The following is a 17879-nucleotide window of genomic DNA, read 5'->3' as shown; positions in this document are numbered from 1 at the left end:
CGATATTTAGGGCTTTAACTTAGGCTTCATCAATGCCGGCTAAAAATTTTTCTACTTCATCTAAGCTTCTCGTTCGCTTCATATCTGGCAAGCTTCCGACAAAGGTTTTAGCGTAAGGTTTCGTGACTAAGCGATTATCACAAATAACCAATACGCCTTTATCTGTAGGGTCTCGAATTAATCGTCCTGCACCTTGCTTAAGGGTAATTACAGCCTGTGGGATCTGAATTACACCAAAAGGGTTAGCCCCACGTTTTTTCACATCTTCCATACGTGCCTGCAGTAGCGGATCATCGGGCGAAGCGAAAGGCAGCTTATCAATCATAACGCAGACAAGGTCGTTTCCTCTCACATCGACGCCTTCCCAAAATGCTCCCGTCCCCATAAGCACCGCTTTTTCATCGGCTAAATACGCATCGAGCAATGCCTGTTTCGTTGTTGTCCCTTGCACGAGTAGTGGATTGTCTATCTCATCTTCTAGCTTTTGGGCTATTTCTCTTAGCATGGCGTGACTAGTGAATAATAAAAAGCAACGCCCTCGGCTTGCTTTGATTAAACGCTTCGCCGTTTCCAGTAAGGTTTCACGCATTGCATAGCTATTAGGCTCTGGCAAATAGCGTGGCACGCACAGCATAGCCTGTTCAGGATAATTAAATGGGCTATCTAAGCCTAGTGTTTCCGCATCTTCCAAACCCATTCGTCGCTGAAAATGTTCGAAACCGCCATTAACCATTAACGTCGCTGAAGTAAAAATCCATCCGCGAGGCGGAGAAGACACGAATCGCCTGAATTTCGCAGCAATAGATAACGGAGTCAGATGCATAATCAAATGGCGTTGGGTTGTTTCATACCACAAACTCACGTTTTCCTGCTTATTGTCGCTGAGTGCATCAAGTTGCTCTCTTGCCGCCACCACACGCTCATACATATTATCTAAGTCTTTGTCCCGACCAATATGCAGTTTACACACCTCGTGCAACACGCCGAGAGCTTCGGCAAGCTTACCCACCTGCATGCGAACGTCGTCACGATCTAACGCCTCCGCCCAGTTCCCTCGCTCTGCAGTATCAGGAAAAAGAAGGCGCAAATCAGATGCGATCATTCTGCATTTGTCGGCCGCTTTATCTAGCTGCCCCGCATCTTTCAACACTGTTCTAAATAGTAGAGTTATATCTTTAGCTATGTCGTGAATCTGTCGCGTTGAAAGCGAGTCGCCGAAATAATCACTGGCAATATCGGGAATTTGATGAGCCTCATCAAAGATAATTGCATCGGCTTCAGGAATAAGTTCGCCAAACCCAGTATCTTTAAGCGCCATATCGGCGAAAAACAGGTGGTGATTGACCACGATAATATCGGCGTCCAAAGCCTTTCTACGCGCTTTAACTAGATAGCAATCTTCATAATCTGGACAGTCGCGCCCCAAGCAATTATCTACTGTAGAGGTTACTAACGGCAACACGCGCGCATCTTCTGGAAGCGTCTTCAGCTCGCCCATGTCACCCGTTTTCGTTGTACTAGACCACCGCTTAACTTCTGAAAGCTGCCCTAACACCTCTTTTTCGACTAGGGTGGAATTGCCGCCGTGTTGAGCAAGACGGTGAAGACAGAGGTAGTTTGACCGGCCTTTCAATAGCGCTGTTTTGCGCTTACTACCAAGGGCTTTCTTCACGAGTGGTAAATCGCGGTGAAATAACTGCTCTTGTAGATTTTTCGTTCCGGTAGAAACAATAGCTTTTCCATCGCTTAATAACGCAGGCGCAAGGTAAGCAAAGGTTTTACCCGTACCTGTACCCGCTTCTACAATCAAACTGCCTGTGGTATCTATTGCGCGCTTAACCGCCTTAGCCATTTCTGTTTGCGCATCACGAGGCACAAAACCTTTGATGGTGCTAGCAAGAAGACCATCTGAAGAAAATACATTGTTTATTGTTGGCATGGTTTAGGCGCTGTCATTACTTTTCTAATCTCGGCCGCGCATTATGCCAAAAAGCCTATTGAATGCCCATTAAAGCTTTGCACATTTGGGTAGTGAATATTTGATGAAAAGATTTTGTCTTCTGGAGCAAAAAATTTAGCTTTTTTAACCTGAAAAGTGAGCGCAATATCCAGCTCGTAAGTGTTTACACACAACTATTTAACGAGGTAATTATGAAGGGTTTAGTCTTAATAGGTTTAACTGCAATGGCGTTCTCTTTAACAGCAATGGCATCAGAAACCGCACCTGCGGAGCTTGTTGAAGAACTGACGCAATTCTGTCAGGAAGTGGCGGAAGAAGAAGGAACAAAAGGCAAGCCAGAGGACGAATTTGTTCTAGAGTGCGTTAATGATGAATTAGAAGCCGAAGGCTATGCTAAAGTATCGTCTTTAGATTAATCTTGCCAAACTTCACTCTGTTATTTTAGTGGCCTTGATATAGATATCGAGGCCTTTTTGTTTTTGCTTTCGCCGTTTGTTCCCTACTTCATCGCTCGAAAAACGCGTCAACCAAATCAGCAAGCTCTTCATCCAGCGTTTCTTCAAACCCATCTATGTCTATATCGAAACGTGTCATATACTTAGCTGCATTGTCGCGAGACAAAGTTCCGTTTTTTATCTGAAACTCTAACTCGGGCAAAGATTTGTCATAGCGAGGTTTAATTGCCCATCGTAAACAATGACTATGCCTGTCTTTAAGCTTTTGTTTAGCAAAAACGCAAAATTCCTCGACGTAATCAGCGCCTTGCGGCCCTAGACACCCCGGCTCAATTCGATACATAACCAGCAATTTTTTATAAAGGGGCAGTCGAGTTTCCATTACACATTCGCATGACTTAAAAACTTGATTATCGGAAATGTTCTCGTAATTAGCCAGTAAAGCCTTGCAGTGGTTGCGAAATTACTTACATCCCCTACTTTAAACTCGACAACATAAGTTAGCTTCATTCTGTTAAGACGTTCAGCATTTGGCGCGGTAAATTAAATCGCTCACAAAGTAAGTATGCCTAGCCCTAACAAAAATTTACTCCGCTAATTCGGGATCTTTAATAAATAAAATATCCATGATGATGGACGGATCCCACTCTCGCATCTCGGCTTCGCATTTAAGCCTGATTTCGTCTAAATCACTTATAGTCGCGATAGAAAATGCATCATCTACAATGATATGAACTAACAAATACATATCTCTTCCGCGCTTACTTATGCGAACTTCAACATGCTCGTAAGGGACGTCAGCCAACGTCTTTTTAAACTTTTTCTCAATTACAGCCGAGATAGCTTCGGGCGGCGCTTTATTTATTACCTCATTAAGGCTTTCCCGCAAAATTTTAAATGGCACGGGCAACATCGCAGAGCCAAGAACGATGAGGAGTACCGGGTCGACGTAGGGCGCAAGCATACTATATTGCGTCCCCTCAAGAACGTACGCCAAAATGAAAGCGAGGAGTATGGATGCGCTTAACACTCCATCGATCATCCAAGTATGCGAATCTACCCTGACTAAGTCTGACAGTAAGTGTTTCCCTTTAATACGCATGTAAAACGAAATGCCAAAGCAGCCTGCGGTTGCTACCACACCGTAAAACATACCAATGTCATAGTTGGAAGGGTTGCCACCTGCGATAACACTTTGAATAGAGCTCGCTACGGCATATATGCAAGTAACTATAATTATCAGCGACTTGAACATGTTCAAAGTAGGTTCAATTGCGGTGTAGCCAAAATGAAAGCGGTCATCGTCTGGGCGCTGAACTAGACTCGCCACTTTAAGCGTTAACGTTGACATAACAAATGCAATTAAGGAGTACGCCGCATCGAATAAAATTGCGCCTGAGTGAGTTGCAATAGCGAAACCGAGCGCAACAAAGACAAAAACGCCGGCGATGTAAAAGGAAAGCGTAAGCAACCGCTTTTCTTCAGAGTGATGGAAACCAATGTCCATGAAAGTCACTACAAAATTAGGGTGCGCGGATTCTACTCTGATATTTTAAAAAAAATAGTGGCTCAATGAAAAATATTGCTATTTTTTTAACCAATTCAGTGATAAATAGCGCCTACATAAAATCGACGAAATGCGATGCATTTTTAGGCCACCTTTTAAACTATGAAAATCATTACTCACCCTTCCATTAAAAGTTATTTTGATGCTGACGAAAGCCATAAGGAAGTCCAGCAAGCTTTCTCTCGCGGAGTTGCATATGCAGGCCATTCGTTAATGGTGCCCGAGAAGTTTAGCTATCAAGTATTGCCCCATTTTAACGACCGTTATGCACTTTTTAATCAGGGCGAGAGCTATGAACTTATATCTAACGTTTGTTTACACCGACAGGCCAAGCTACTTGAAGGAAGTGGTCGAACCCGAAATATCGTATGCAAATTGCACTGTTGGGGTTATGACAACACAGGGCTGTTAAAAGGCACGCCTCACTTTACTGATGCCCCTAATGGACAGTTAAAAAAAGAATCACTAACAACATGGAACGGCCTGTTGTTTCGCGGCCGTGCTCCTCAACTAGATCTGACTTCACTTGGACTAGACGAGTACCTAGACTTTACTGGCTATTTCTATGCAGGCTCTGAAACAGCTGAATACAAATTCAATTGGAAGACCTTTGTAGAAATATATCTTGAAAATTATCATGTTTATTCAATGCACCCTGGGCTACGCCAATTCGTGAAAGCAGATGACTTAGAGTGGTCGTTTGGTGAGGACTTCTCAATACAAAAAGTAGGGCTGGGTCGCGAGCTTACGAAACGTACTACCGACAATTATCGCGAATTCCAAGATGCACTTTTGAGCCACTATGGTAATACGCTTCCAAAATATGGCGCAATTTGGTGCTTTTTATACCCTAACATCATGATTGAATGGTACCCAGACATTATTGTAGTCAGCACCATCTACCCCAAGGGCGCAGATGCATGCACAAACCACGTAGAATTTTACTATTCAAAATCACTGCATGAAGCCATGCCACACTACTTTACTGCTGAAAAGCGCGCTTACATGGAAACGGCTTTAGAAGACGAAGAAGCCTGCCTGTTGTTAGAAAAGGGACGGCGAGCGTTGTTTTCAACAGGTGAAGAAGAACACGGCCCTATTGAACCTTTTCTAGAAGCTGGAGTAGCCCACTTCTACAACTGGTTGGCCGGCACTGAATAGTAGCTAGTGTGATTGACGACGAGCTGAACAAGGCTGTTCACTTTTTATTAACGATACCGAGTAACTTTTTCAGAAATTCCTATATTTATCACAATTATCGCCAGCGCCGTGACGACGCCAATAGTCCTATCTAAATGAAATATATATATTTTTAGAGAATGGCATGTACTGTGAATCACTCATATAGAATTCTCTCCTCCGTTTTAGAGCAGTATGGAGGCCGTAAACCAAGGAGCAAGATATGAAAAAGTTAACAATCGCAACACTTATCAGCACAGCACTTTCTACTATGGCATTTGCTGGTGATGATATGGAAAAAATAGACTCATCATTCGCGAATTTAGATAAAGACGGCAATGGATATATTTCGCGAGCAGAAGCTAAAGACAGTGATATTTTTGCGCACTTTACGCGAATCGATAAGAACGCAGATACGCAACTTTCAATGAAGGAATTTGACGCCCATATTGAGAGATATCCTCAACATTTCGACGGTGATGTTGTTTCTTCAGCACGAGCGGCACAAGAAAGTATCCATGAAGAAGGAACAATGGAAACGTATGTAGCGGTTGATAGTGAAATTGACGAACAAGTGAGCTCGGTGCAGGACAAGAAAATGACCCATGAACTGCAGGCTACCACCGAGCCAGAAGTAAATGAGAAAGTCATTGAAAAGGAAATTGATGTAAAAGCAGAAAAGACAGTGGTTGCCGAGAGCAAATTTGAAATGATGGATTCCAATAACGACGGTGAACTTACTAAAGCTGAAGCATCGCGAAGCGGCGTAACCCGTGATTTTGATGACATTGATTCTAACAACGATGAACTCATCACGCGTATAGAATATACCCAGTATCAAAGCATGAAGAATGATTCTGAAGAGTAATTCAAATAGGTAAAAAAGCCGCATCTGCGGCTTTTTTCACTTACAAGATTCGTTACTTGAAGTGAGTATTCGAACCTGTGAGTGAATCTTACCGCATTGGCAGCAAGCGGATTGCTTCGCTTCACCGTGAATTTTTAAGGAATCAATCATGTTACTTTCTACAAGCATAAAAAGCTTACTGGCATTTAAAACCCTAACCAAGATAAACAGGAGACGGGATAAATCAACTTCTGGTACAGGAAGCTTAATAACTTCAGATACACTGAGCAAAGCGACCACTCCCCCTTCCGTCGCAGCAATTACCGGCGCGGCTTACACGCTTTCAACATTTTCAAATACGCCGAAACTACAGCGGTTTCTTTTAAAATCCACGATCTCAGCGTCGGTTGCAGGCTTATTGAATGCGGGACTTAAACGACTAATTGGCCGGAAACGCCCCCGGGCAGAATCAGGGCCGGCATTTAAGGGGCCAGCGTTGAAAGACAAATACAACGCCATGCCATCAGGCCACGCCAGTGCAATAGCGGCTGTGGCAGGCTCTATACCCCGTTCTTCAGGCCCATTGCTTTTAGCATCTGCTGCTGGGCTTGCAGCAACCGCAGTAATTGGAAAGTCTAGAACTATGCGAGATGCCCACCACCTATCCGATGTGCTAGTAGGTAGCTGTTTGGGGTTTGGTGTTGCCTATGCGGTTTCTAAGTTAGAAAACCCCGTAATTGCTGAAACTAAGCAGTTAGTTAAAAAGCGCCCCCACACTTAAAATGTTACACAGGGCAATCGTTCAATATTCAGGGCTAACATGTCGTTAGCTCCTTCTATTCGTTTAAACCTGCGCCCTACCCCCGGCAGTAAGAAAGTCCAATTCGATCCATTTTCCTGGCGCCCACGGGGCATCAAGTACGTTGAAAAATAGTACTTGAAAGATGCGAGTTCATGCGTAAATACTTAGCTAGCGCAGAGTTTGGCATGCGAGACTTGCCCTTATTTCCGTCTGATACAGGAAACGTTATGACTAATTATGTTGGTTCTTGCCTATGTGGTGCAGTAACTTTTGAGATTGAAGCTGAATTCGAGAGTTTCTATTTGTGTCACTGTAAGCATTGTCAAAAAGACACAGGTTCCGCCTTTGCTGCTAACCTTTTTTCTCAGACGGGCAAGCTAATTTGGTGTTCAGGTGAAGACAACATCTCGTCGTTTACACTTGCCGGAAGCCAACACCAAAAAAGCTTCTGTAAGGATTGCGGGACGGCGTTGCCAAACAACCACTCCTCAGGAATACTAGTTGTACCGGCGGGATGTCTGGACACTGATGTAGCAGTAATACCTACTGCTCATATCTTTATGTCCAGCAAAGCCTCTTGGGAAAGTAATGTAGTAAACATAAGAAAACTTGAAGGTTTGCCTGAGTAGCGAAGCATTTCGAAAATAAATTTTTGCCTAGAATACTAAGTTACAATTGCTCCCCGCCTTCTGGTTCTCAAATTTAATCGCTAACCGGAACGGCCTCTATAATGCCCACCATTTCAGCATTCCCGCTTAATCTCGCAAGATCAATCAGGTAATCTTTTTCAAGCTTATCAAGCGCATTTCCCTCTAATCGCGCCTTTACTTCCTCAGCATCACCATTTGCGATCGAGGTTTTAACGGCAGCAAAATTCCCTAGGGAACGATCGGTTGTTTTCTCGTTTGATTCTTTAGACGTCATACGGTGTCCTTAATATGTGTTCGAGCGTAAACTAGCATGATGAACTTTCATTTAGGTTTTGTAGTTGAGCAAGACTCATATCGATCAGTATATTTCGATAAATGCTGTCTTAATCTGAAGGATTCAAAACACTAAAAGACATCACCCGCACCACGTTTATCTTCTACCATCTAAACCGTAGCCGATAGTAGCCAGCCCTATTAGGCCACCCAAATTTGAAATTCCCATGGCCCAAGCTTGGTAGATGAGTCAGCATTAAAAGTGATATGTTCACCAGAATCCCAATGTGCATACTCACTTTCAAACAAAGGTTCTGCGAACATAACGTCTACTTTTTCGCGAGAAAAATTGATGATCACAAACACTTTTTCGTCTTCGTTATGGCGTACAAAGCTAAACACTTTATCCATATTGGAGTTTGGAACTTGAATCATTCTTTTTCCAAATTCTCCGTTCCCCAATACCGCTTTAGATTTTTTAAGCGCTATCAGTTTGCGGTACAACGTACCAATCTCATGCTCTTGCCAATCGATAGGATCTCGCTCAAAAAAAGCTAGCCGTTTCGTTTCACCAGCTTCCTGCCCGTTGTGTATTAGTGGCATGCCCTCACCCACTACAGAAAGGGCAATACATGCCTCAAGCGCATCACCGAACTGCTCACGGTGCGTGCCGTCCCACGCGTTTTTATCGTGATTGCTAACAAACGTCATTCTGTAAGCGGAATGCGGCCAGCTTCTCTCGTTCCACGAATAGTATTTACGCAGCCTATCAAGTGAGCATCGACCATGCGCCAGCTCATGAAGCGTTTCGTTCCAGCTCCATGCATACGTCATATTGAAGGCATTTTCATGTAAATCGCGATTTTCCCATTCCGCCAACATAAACACAGGTTTAATGGTGTTTAGTTTTCTTACCGCTTGTTGCCAAAAATCATTGGGTACATAGCCCGCTACATCACAACGAAAGCCGTCAATATCAAAGGTCTCGACCCAGTAGCATAGGGCCTCAATCATGTATTTTCTTAAACCGACTTGCTCATAATCAAACTCAATAATGTCACTCCAATCCCACCAGGGAGAAGGACGAAAGTCTCCTTTATAATCTTTGGCGTACCATTCTGGGTATTGGTCTACTAAAGGATTATCCCACGCGCTGTGATTTGGCACCCAGTCGATAATTATCTTTAACGATAATCGATGTGCCTCATCTACCAGTGCTTTAAAATCCTTTTCAGTTCCGAATTCTGGATTTACTGCTAAATAGTCTTTAACCGCATAAGGGCTTCCCAACTCACCTTTGCGATTTTTTTCCCCAATAGGATGTATAGGCATTAACCAGACAATATCTGCTCCAAGAGACTTTATGTGAGCTAGCCCTTCTCTTACCCCGTCAAAATTTCCTTTTTTCGAAAACTGCCGCGTGTTCACCTGATAGATGACAGCATGCGAAGACCATTGTGGCTGCAAAACGTTGTAGCGTTTCTGAGGTTCAGGATTGATATCCATATTATCTTTCCTTGTTCATGCGAAATTGAAAACTGAGTTTGCGCCTGGGGTAATTGTTAGCTCGTAACCTGTCAGTCACTTAAATACCATTAATTGAGCGGCTTAAAATATAGGTAAACTCGTCATACCTAAAATTAGTACCCACATGCCGAAAAAAAGTTTTAATCGCTGTACAGAGAATGCCAAAACCACGTATTTGGCTATCATTCCACCCACGATGGCTCCCGCACCGGCAAACAAGACCACATGCCACACAATAGCGTCGCTAATAAATACGTGATAAGGCAAGGATGACCACACAGTAAAGGCAGATAAAATGACGGCGATAGCGATGGACATAGTTACGTTAAAGCCACGAATAATTAGGTATACTGCAACAAGTTCCCCCACGCCTACAGATAGCCACGCCGTAATAATTCCTCCAACAAAGCCGATGAATGGCAGCAACACTAAATCTTTTGTGGAGAGATCTTTTTCGAAATGTGTACGCTTCATCAGCGGAATAGAAGCGAAAATCGCTATTGCTAGTAAGATGGAAAAGCTTCCAAAAGCGATATGCAGGTTGTTAGCCCCACCCCAAAATTGCTCAAGTAATCGCGTACTTTGTGAAGAATATTGAGCGAATCCTATTCCACAAATCGACGCAGGAACCGACAGCATTAATGCGCTTGGTAGCGCTTTCCAATAATCGTCATGGCGGTGTTGCTGTCTAAAATAGGTGGCCCACGTCAGCGCCCCTGCCGTCATGCCGCAGCACTGAATGGCAAAACTCGTCGCCACCACGCTTTGTGGCGAAAACAGTAAGTAATTAAAAAACGGCACGAAGACAACGCCACCACCAGCACCAGTAGCATTCGCAAAAATAGCGCCAACCACTCCAAGCCCACCGAACAGGCCATAATCTTTAATGAGTTCTAAAGTAGAAGGCTGGGCGAGTAATAAGATTATCCAAGCACATAACAACGTGCCAAGCAGTAATTTCTTGCCAGGGTTTCGCTTGATAAAAGAAGTCACAATGGTCCTTAAAAAAATACGACAATATTCGGTTACAAGCTAAATGCACTAAATAGCAAATCGCATTTGTACAAATTTCAAACTATTGTTATTACATCGCGTATAAGCTTTTACTTACACAATTATCGTATACAGCATTTTGTAAAAACATGGTTGAAGTATCTACATTTGAGCAGCAGGTGCAACTGCACCTTTCGCCAAATCGCTCGGCAACATGGCAACAAACGAAATTTCTTATGGCAAGCTTCGGGCTGTTTATAAGCTCAATTGCCATCGCGTGGGCATTTGCGGGCGCATGGGTCATTTTACCATTTGCTGGAATAGAAGTAGGGTTACTGACACTCATTATGTATTTGGTTTCAAAAGCCACCTACCAATGGCAAACGGTGCTAATTTCCCCTCAAACTATTTTTGTTCAATGTTCAAATGGCGCTCATTTGCGTTTTCCTCGCCACGACACATCCCTTTATTTTTTCAAAGATACTGAAAAAAAGCGCCTTCCCCGATTGGTACTGCAAACCCACCTTCAACAGTTTGAGCTTGGTGCTTTTTTAAACGCGGATGATAAGCAGCGCGTACACGATAGCTTGAAGACAACGGGAATAATGATATGTACGAACAAGTGGTGGTGATTAGTTCTAGAACTATAGAAACAAAAATGCTTGACGTCTTTGCGCTGAGACTATGACACAAAATTAATGATCATAGTACGGGGTTTCAACTAATTAATATAAAGCAGTTGTAATTATTAACGGCGACATTAAGGGGATACTTTTATGAATTTATATATAGAGTCATTGGAAGGCGGTAATTATTTAGCGTCAACAGGCATGGGAAGCGCTCGTACTCTAGTTCGTGATAATAAGTCTGAACCAAAGACATTTCATTGTTTGAATGAAATAAGAGAACACTTCCACTCGGAAACTTTCGATAAAGTATGGCTTCGACAGAGTACGCCCTACGAAGAGATGGTAGGACAAACCGATCATCCAGGGGCATTGGAGCTTGAAATTGAGTGGTAAACAATAAATAACGAACAATTTGACAGCATTTTGCACTGATTAGCACGTTTTTTGCGTACTGCATAACTAACGTAGGAAAAGCGTGTTTGTTTTTGAGTTTGACTCTATGGAAACCGTTTTTTCTAATCGCTGTGAAGTACCTACATGCTAAGGAGAACTGCATGAATATTAGTAAGTTAACTGTCAAATCACTACTATTTACCGCCATTATGACGCTTACCGCGTGCGCCTCAATGGGTAGTGGCACTGTCGCCGAAAAACAACAGGCCATTCTAGACATGCAGGAAAACGCGCTTACTCGTTTATACATCGAGAAACCGGATACACGCTCTCAAATCAGAGATGCTGCGGGTTACGCAGTGTTTACCAACGCCAATATCAATGTTTTATTTGTTGCCGCAGGCACAGGCTATGGTGTTGTGAACAATAACGTCACTGGCGCGAAAACGTATATGAATATGGCAGAAGGCGGCGTTGGACTGGGGTTGGGCGCAAAAGATTATCGAATTGTAATGGTATTCCACACGCAAAAAGCAATGAACTACTTCATTGATAACGGATGGACATTAGGCGGAAATGCTGACGTAGCAGCAAAAGCGGGTAACAAGGGCGCTTCAGCAGAAGGAGAAGGTTACCTTGGTAACGTAACGGTTTACACCATGACTGAAAGCGGTCTAACGTTACAGGCTACGGTAAAAGGCACCAAATTTTGGGTGGATAAAGAACTAAACTAATTCAGCCCTAACTATTCCTAATCAAATTAGTGATTAGTTCTCCAACTCACCGAAGGCCTCTTAAATGCAAGAGGCCTTTTTATTTTTTTCTGCACAATATGCTTTCTTCCACTCAAAATATATAGGCAATTTGGAACAAATAAATAAGCAGTGTTGTGTTACCAACATAGATTCTCTCTCCACCGCTCCTTTATATGAAAGTCTAAATTTAGGGGGAAACCCTCATAACTGAATTGAATACTCGTGGCTACGCTTTATTTGTAAAAGGCTCGCTTAGCAGCACGCTAAGCCGTTAACGAGGGGTTCATCATGCAACCACACAACAACAAAGTGATAAGAGCAGTAGCAAGAACGATATTAACGAGCGCATTTTGCGCTTCGGCAGCAGTCAGTTTTTCGTCAAACGCATCTATCATAGGCAGCAGTTATGGGAATGCCGTCCATGTCGACCTGTCCATTACTAGCAATGTAGGTAATATTGTCACCGCTGTTGCTAACTCAACTATCAACTTAGCTCACACCAGCGGTAGTGCACCTGAAAATTATTCACAGAGTGACACAATAATCGGCGCAAGCGCAGACGTATCAGGTATGTTGGGCGGCCCGATTGACGTTACAGAGTTTGATAGCATTGCATCTACGGCCATTATTGAAGGTGAATCTCAATCGTCTTTAACGAGTTTTGTTCAAGCAAGCTTTTTTACGTCAGGCCGCGGAACCATTAACGACCTTAACCTCGACTTATTCTCGGACTTACTTGGAATAAGCGGCTTTTTAACGCTTAGTGCTGATGTACTCTCCACTGTGTCACAAATTGATGGGTATACATCATCTGGACCGATGGTGAACCTGTCTACAGTAGGTTCGTCAGATATCGTAGATGTGGAGGTGAGCCTGTGGGGAAATAGCGTTACGGCTACTGCACTTGAAAATCAGTCTCTTTTTGCTGGTTTGAATATTGCCGACTTTGGCTTGGGGATATTCGTTAATGAAGTTGAAAAGTCGTGCTCAAACACTTCATGCTCTGAGTCTCGAAATGCAGTAAGAGTATCTTTTGATAATTTTTCTCTGAACGCGTTTTACGATGCACTTTTCCCCGCTGGTGGGCCGTTAAACGGGCCGGTGTTTAATCTAACCAATAATCCCATTGTTAACGGAGAAATCATACTAGCGAGTTCGTTTGCTACCACCTCATCTTCAACTGAAGTTAGTGCCCCCTCTACGTTTGCGATTTTTATTTTCGCAGTGGGTTTACTGAGCGTGAGAAGGTTTAACAATCACCGCACTCTTTGCAAATAGCATAGGGTAACGAACTGGCAAGAGGATGAGGCAACCATCAAGCCCCCTCTTCTTGCCTTGATACAAGCGACCTAATTACGTTGGTCGTGCTGTTTTTCCTCAATCCTCATCCACTGAGCGCGTGTGCAGTTTTCAAGCAGTTCAAATGCTTCAACAACGACATCTTGACCTTGAACAAAGGCATGTTTTTCATTACTTTCCCGGTTACTTAAGGCTTCAAGCTTTTCTCTTGTTCCGGCACGACTAGGATGGTTCGATAAAAAAACATCAATATTTTGTTCTTTTACTAATCGTTTCATCGTCATGGCAGAGTCGGTATAAGACTGAATGCGCGAGACATCAGGGCCATAGTTGAGCCCAGTACCGCCCCATAACACAGCCCGATGTTGTTCGTTACCGTCAGTTACGGGAAAAATGACCGTTAACGTACCTGGAGTATGACCTGGCGTAACATAAAGCGTGAGTTCAGTATCGTTAACTTTCAACGTTTCACCATCGGTTACGCCCACGTCTCGGCTTGGCTTTTTACCCCACCGATAACTGGCAAATTTATCGTTTTCGAGGAAATCCCACTCTACATTACTCATCACGATGCGAGGATTGTATGTTGACTTGATAAGTTCAAACCCACCATAGTGATCGCCGTGACCGTGAGAAATAATCAGGTGAGATATGGGCTTGTTGCCTAACCCGAGTGCAGAAAGGCCATCAACTATATACTGTTGAGCTTGCTCGTTATTATTCAAGGCATCCACCAGAACAATGCTCTTGCCTGTGTCGATTGCCCAACTTGCAACGTTGCCTGCCCCCACGTAATAGAGGTTATCAAAGACCTTCTGGGGTGGTATTTGGCGCCGCCCCTTGCCTTTGCGTTCGGGCTTGCTTCCACTCTCGGCACGCTTAGGTCTTTCCTGTCGCTTTTCACCGAGTTTAAACATATCTCTGGGCGGAGCACTGATATCGCACAAGCTTGCTAAGCCAGGAAAATGCGTAGTGCTCTCTAGCCCCTTACGAGCATAATCATCAGCAGTTAGCGTTGAGCTAGCCATGCAATTGGCGCAAAAGCCAACAGCCCATGCAACAGCTACTATTTTTAAAACGTCCAATTTACCCCCAGCCACAATCTTCTTCCATCTTCAACATACCCAAACTCTTCGTAGCGCATAGTTTTATCAAATGCATTGTAGAGCCCAGTTTGCAACTTAACATTGCGCGTTAGTTTAGTGTTGTAACCTATATCAAACAAACCAACGCCGGGAGACAAAATTGAGCGCGACGATACTGACGTTAACGCCGTTTCTTCTCCCCTCACGGTCCATCTTGACCAAATTTCGCTTTCTCGAGAAATACGATATGTGGTGTTCAATGTGAACAAATGTTTAGGCTGCTGAACTAAAGGCAAACCTTGATTTTCACCGGTTTTTTGCTCTGAGCGAGTAAAGCTGTAGGCCCCGTTAAATGACCAATTCCCAACATTATATTTTGCTGCAAATTCAGCGCCGTAAGACTCAGCTTCATCTACGTTGATGTTGTAGCGATCCGTTTCATCTAGGCAAACAGATAACTCGCAAGAGGCAATGGCAATTTTGTCATCGAAGTCATTGTGAAAGACAGTAATACTGTACTCTAGGCCAGCATCACCGGAATAGTACAGAGCAAGCTCTTTGTTCAACGTAGTTTCTGGTGACAGGTCTGGATTGCCGTAAACGTTGCCCCCACGGCTTTCTTGAATCCAACCATCAGCCATTTCGCGAAGCTCAGGTGTGCGATAGCCAGTAGAGACACCACCTTTCAACACCCAATTGTCGTTGATATTGTATACCGCGTAGGCGCGAGGACTAACTTGGGAACTAAACTGTTCATTGTCATCAAGACGAATGCCTAGCGTAAAAGCTAAATTATCAGTTATGCGCCATTCATCTTCGCCATAGAAAGACCACTGGCTATTTTCAATATTGGTCGCATCACCGCCATTTGTATCAAAATCATCAAGTGACTCTTCAAGGAATTCTGCACCTAACGTCAGCATATGACTGTCGCTAACAACCCAAGACCATTGAGAATTTATCACTAAATTATCAATGGTGATGTCTCTCCCCACATTCTCTACCGACTCTTGCTGAATATAACTGCGAGCAGTCACATCGCCATATTTCCCCTCGTGAGTCAGCGCATATGATTGCCTATCGCTCTCTAATTCTGATAAAGAGTTTCTTTCTGGCAAAGACTTACCGGGTGTAGCGGTGCGGGTCTGATCTTGAGAAATGAATTCAAACGTTAGTACATCTGTCGTGTTAGGTGTTAAGTGAAACGCTGTACGAATATTACTGAGGTCTTTTTCTGCATAACCACGCTCAATATTGTCTTCTTCTCGCTTTTGATAAAGGCCGCTGGCTGTAATGCTCAACAAATTTTCGATTAACGGCCCAGAAAACGCGAGCTGGACTTGACTATCTGTTCCACTGTCAGAGTTTTCTTGAATTTTAGTTTCTGCGCGAAGGTTGCCGCTCCACTTTCTAAAGTTCTTTCGCGTAATGATATTGATCACGCCACCCATTGCATCGGAACCATACAAGGTAGACATGGGCCCGCGCACAATTTCAATTCGTTCGATACTGTCCAATGGCGGCAACCAATCTTGTTCATACCCGCCGCTGCCATTTGGCTGAGACTCTCTACCTGTTTGTTTTTTTCCATCAACAAGTATAGATGTGTATTGTGCAGGTAGGCCCCGAACACTTATATCTTGGCGGTATCCGCCACCCGTAACCGTGACACCGGGTACATCGCGAAGGGCGTCGGTAATATCTTTGTATGCGCGCTGTACAAGTTGCTTTCTATCGATAACGCTTACTGACGCGGGAGCTTGTGACAAAAGTTGTTCGAAGCCAGAAGCTGTAACAGTGATGCTCTCCATATCATCTTGTTCGTTAGATTGAGCAAGAACATTCTGAGAGAACAATGAATACAGTGAAATTGCCAGTAAAGTGGGAGTAAAACGCATACTTAATCGATTAACATAAAAAAGAATAAGCTGATGATAATCATTATCATTAAGATGTAAAGTTGAATTTCGTTTTTATCGTCCCGTTAAAGTTTTTTACAGAGAGCTATCGTTCAAAATAAAAACAATACTTTGCATCCACAATGGTATTTGGGCATATTTTAGTCAATTGATGTGTTCAATAACTGTTTCAACATAGGGATTGCGTATGATTGTCGTGGTATTTAATCAAAAAGGTGGGGTGGGTAAATCAACGATTAGTACCAATTTAGCCGCACAAAGCGCGAAGGTGGGCCATAAAACGCTATTAGTAGACTTAGATGCCCAGGGAAACAGTACTCACTACGCGGGGTTTGACGCCAACGAAAAAAGCAATTCTGTTGCTGATATGTTTAAACAAGTGGTAGGTATATTCAGAACGGCTAAAAAGCCTATTGAGTTTATTCATCCAACCCCTTTTGAAAACCTCTTTGTTATGCCTTCCTCACCAGCCTTGGCTGACGTAGAGCGAGAACTCGAATCTCGATACAAAATTTTTAAACTTAAAGACGCACTAAAAGAATTAAAGGGCGAATTCGATAACATTTTTATCGACACACCACCTAATTTCAACTTTTACTCTAAAGCGGCACTTATTGCTGCAGATGGGTTTTGCGTTCCTTTTGATTGCGATGATTTTTCCGCACAGGCTATTTTGCGGTTGCTCGACAATGCTATGGAGCTTAAAGAGGATCACAATCCTGAGCTGCGTTTATTGGGTATTGTAGTTAATCAATTTAATAGTCAGGCGAAGCTTCCTGGAGAATTGGTGAACTCACTCAAGTCGGAGGGTTTACCAGTATTAGATAGCTATATCAGCGCCACGGTAAAGGTGAAAGAGTCCCATTCCAAGCGTATTCCACTTCCCTTCTATTTGCCTAAACATAAAGCGACGGGACAGATCGCCGCCTTATTTGCAGAGCTAAACGCAGATAAAACCTAATGCTAACAAGATATATTAAACATCAATATCAATGTGCTTAAGCCCGCCGCTCTTATTGTCTCGTTCTTTGTCTTTCGAGTTCTCAGCTGATGCATCAATTACCTCGGTACGCTTTATGTCTTGGAAATTGTCGCGGTCTTCTTCACTAATGTACTCAGACTTCTTTGTTTTCTGCACTTTTTTCACCCGCTCATCGGGTTCAATCGGCACTTTGGTATTACGAGGCAAAATGGGAAACAGTAGATCGTTGCTCATACGCCCTCCTAAAATGTGTATGGGTTTATAGAATTTATCGGCCGAATGGTGCTCAAAATTATGGTTCACAACTCATTCATAACGAATAGTTTTATTATATGTATATTAATTTAGAGTTAATGTAGGAAAAGAGTTCACTTTTGCCTTGCAAATCGAGGCTCAAACCGCTAATGTTTCAGCCGTTCGAAATTAGGAATTAGATTAACCAAAATGATTAACTGCGCGGCGAAACACCACCATCACCACAAAGCATAACCTTTCAGGTTCGTGCTGGAAGGTCTATATTTCCTTCCAACGGCGCAGATAGAAAAATTCTCGACCCTCGGAAGG

19 protein-coding genes and 1 other annotated feature (1 of these 20 running past the window's edge) are annotated in these 17879 nt (G+C 43.3%); of the genes, 10 read left to right on the top strand and 9 right to left on the bottom strand.

From position 1 onward, the window contains the following. Positions 1 to 19: 19 nt before the first annotated feature. Positions 20 to 1939 (bottom strand): DNA repair helicase YoaA, encoded by a 1920-nt coding sequence (locus C6Y39_RS00255; RefSeq protein ID WP_105929325.1) that lies wholly within the window; start codon positions 1937 to 1939, stop codon positions 20 to 22. A 212-nt stretch (positions 1940 to 2151) separates the two neighbouring features. Between C6Y39_RS00255 and C6Y39_RS00250 the strand changes: the two genes are divergently transcribed. Beyond that, the gene (locus tag C6Y39_RS00250; protein WP_105929324.1) at positions 2152 to 2376 is read left to right on the top strand and encodes a hypothetical protein; all 225 of its coding nucleotides are present in this window, start codon (positions 2152 to 2154) and stop codon (positions 2374 to 2376) included. A gap of 88 nt (positions 2377 to 2464) precedes the next feature. On the opposite strand, the gene C6Y39_RS00245 is transcribed toward C6Y39_RS00250, so the two are convergent. Together C6Y39_RS00245 and C6Y39_RS00240 are read right to left on the bottom strand one after the other, a co-directional pair. Further along, a complete protein-coding gene (locus C6Y39_RS00245; RefSeq protein ID WP_105929323.1) occupies positions 2465 to 2797 on the bottom strand; it encodes a hypothetical protein in 333 nt (110 codons plus the stop codon). Between the two features lie 204 nt (positions 2798 to 3001). Further along, a complete protein-coding gene (locus tag C6Y39_RS00240; protein ID WP_105929322.1) occupies positions 3002 to 3922 on the bottom strand; it encodes a cation diffusion facilitator family transporter in 921 nt (306 codons plus the stop codon). 162 nt (positions 3923 to 4084) lie between these two features. Between C6Y39_RS00240 and C6Y39_RS00235 the strand changes: the two genes are divergently transcribed. The 4 genes from C6Y39_RS00235 (at position 4085) to C6Y39_RS00220 (ending at position 7439) form a co-directional block, all read left to right on the top strand. Continuing rightward, entirely contained in the window at positions 4085 to 5143 is a 1059-nt protein-coding gene (locus tag C6Y39_RS00235; protein WP_105929321.1) for an aromatic ring-hydroxylating oxygenase subunit alpha, read from the top strand. Between the two features lie 241 nt (positions 5144 to 5384). Further along, entirely contained in the window at positions 5385 to 6029 is a 645-nt protein-coding gene (locus C6Y39_RS00230) for an EF-hand domain-containing protein (RefSeq protein ID WP_105929320.1), read from the top strand. Between the two features lie 148 nt (positions 6030 to 6177). Beyond that, positions 6178 to 6789 carry a phosphatase PAP2 family protein gene (locus C6Y39_RS00225; RefSeq protein WP_105929319.1) on the top strand — a complete coding sequence of 204 codons (612 nt, stop codon included), beginning with the start codon at positions 6178 to 6180 and terminating at the stop codon, positions 6787 to 6789. Positions 6790 to 6962: 173 nt separating this feature from the next. Then, positions 6963 to 7439, top strand: coding sequence for a GFA family protein (locus C6Y39_RS00220; protein ID WP_452039164.1), 477 nt, complete (start codon positions 6963 to 6965; stop codon positions 7437 to 7439). A 73-nt stretch (positions 7440 to 7512) separates the two neighbouring features. On the opposite strand, the gene C6Y39_RS00215 is transcribed toward C6Y39_RS00220, so the two are convergent. The 3 genes from C6Y39_RS00215 to C6Y39_RS00205 all read right to left on the bottom strand — a co-directional run bounded on the left by C6Y39_RS00215 (position 7513) and on the right by C6Y39_RS00205 (position 10253). After that, complete coding sequence (locus C6Y39_RS00215; protein WP_105929318.1) at positions 7513 to 7734, bottom strand: hypothetical protein; 222 nt, start codon at positions 7732 to 7734, stop codon at positions 7513 to 7515. Between the two features lie 200 nt (positions 7735 to 7934). Continuing rightward, positions 7935 to 9239: an alpha-amylase family glycosyl hydrolase gene (locus C6Y39_RS00210; RefSeq protein WP_105929317.1), complete on the bottom strand. Its 1305-nt coding sequence runs from the start codon at positions 9237 to 9239 to the stop codon at positions 7935 to 7937. A 102-nt stretch (positions 9240 to 9341) separates the two neighbouring features. Continuing rightward, on the bottom strand, positions 9342 to 10253 hold the full coding sequence (locus C6Y39_RS00205; protein ID WP_105929316.1) for a sulfite exporter TauE/SafE family protein: 912 nt from the start codon (positions 10251 to 10253) through the stop codon (positions 9342 to 9344). 149 nt (positions 10254 to 10402) lie between these two features. Between C6Y39_RS00205 and C6Y39_RS00200 the strand changes: the two genes are divergently transcribed. The 4 genes from C6Y39_RS00200 (at position 10403) to C6Y39_RS00185 (ending at position 13308) form a co-directional block, all read left to right on the top strand. After that, the gene (locus C6Y39_RS00200) at positions 10403 to 10885 is read left to right on the top strand and encodes a DUF2244 domain-containing protein (protein ID WP_105929315.1); all 483 of its coding nucleotides are present in this window, start codon (positions 10403 to 10405) and stop codon (positions 10883 to 10885) included. Positions 10886 to 11029: 144 nt separating this feature from the next. Beyond that, positions 11030 to 11275, top strand: a complete 246-nt coding sequence (locus tag C6Y39_RS00195; RefSeq protein WP_105929314.1) for a DUF6482 family protein — start codon at positions 11030 to 11032, stop codon at positions 11273 to 11275. Between the two features lie 161 nt (positions 11276 to 11436). Beyond that, positions 11437 to 12009 (top strand): lipid-binding SYLF domain-containing protein, encoded by a 573-nt coding sequence (locus C6Y39_RS00190; RefSeq protein ID WP_105929313.1) that lies wholly within the window; start codon positions 11437 to 11439, stop codon positions 12007 to 12009. Between the two features lie 309 nt (positions 12010 to 12318). Then, positions 12319 to 13308, top strand: coding sequence for a hypothetical protein (locus C6Y39_RS00185; protein WP_240618770.1), 990 nt, complete (start codon positions 12319 to 12321; stop codon positions 13306 to 13308). Between the two features lie 71 nt (positions 13309 to 13379). Here C6Y39_RS00185 and C6Y39_RS00180 read toward each other — a convergent pair whose 3' ends face one another. Both C6Y39_RS00180 and C6Y39_RS00175 read right to left on the bottom strand, forming a co-directional pair. Then, the gene (locus tag C6Y39_RS00180; RefSeq protein WP_205664111.1) at positions 13380 to 14429 is read right to left on the bottom strand and encodes an MBL fold metallo-hydrolase; all 1050 of its coding nucleotides are present in this window, start codon (positions 14427 to 14429) and stop codon (positions 13380 to 13382) included. Next, on the bottom strand, positions 14402 to 16312 hold the full coding sequence (locus C6Y39_RS00175; protein ID WP_167390594.1) for a TonB-dependent receptor domain-containing protein: 1911 nt from the start codon (positions 16310 to 16312) through the stop codon (positions 14402 to 14404). The genes C6Y39_RS00180 and C6Y39_RS00175 overlap by 28 nt, the downstream gene beginning before the upstream one ends. A gap of 208 nt (positions 16313 to 16520) precedes the next feature. Here C6Y39_RS00175 and C6Y39_RS00170 point away from each other — a divergent pair, with 208 nt between their 5' ends. Beyond that, complete coding sequence (locus C6Y39_RS00170) at positions 16521 to 17294, top strand: ParA family protein (protein WP_105929311.1); 774 nt, start codon at positions 16521 to 16523, stop codon at positions 17292 to 17294. 15 nt (positions 17295 to 17309) lie between these two features. Here C6Y39_RS00170 and C6Y39_RS00165 read toward each other — a convergent pair whose 3' ends face one another. Continuing rightward, positions 17310 to 17549, bottom strand: coding sequence for a hypothetical protein (locus C6Y39_RS00165; protein ID WP_105929310.1), 240 nt, complete (start codon positions 17547 to 17549; stop codon positions 17310 to 17312). 230 nt (positions 17550 to 17779) lie between these two features. Then, positions 17780 to 17879, top strand: a sequence feature (His leader region); it runs 18 nt beyond the window's last position.

It is taken from the genome of Alteromonas gracilis (assembly GCF_002993325.1).
GTDB classification, from domain to species: Bacteria; Pseudomonadota; Gammaproteobacteria; order Enterobacterales; family Alteromonadaceae; genus Alteromonas; species Alteromonas gracilis.
This window is presented reverse-complemented; position numbering and strand designations above follow the sequence as displayed.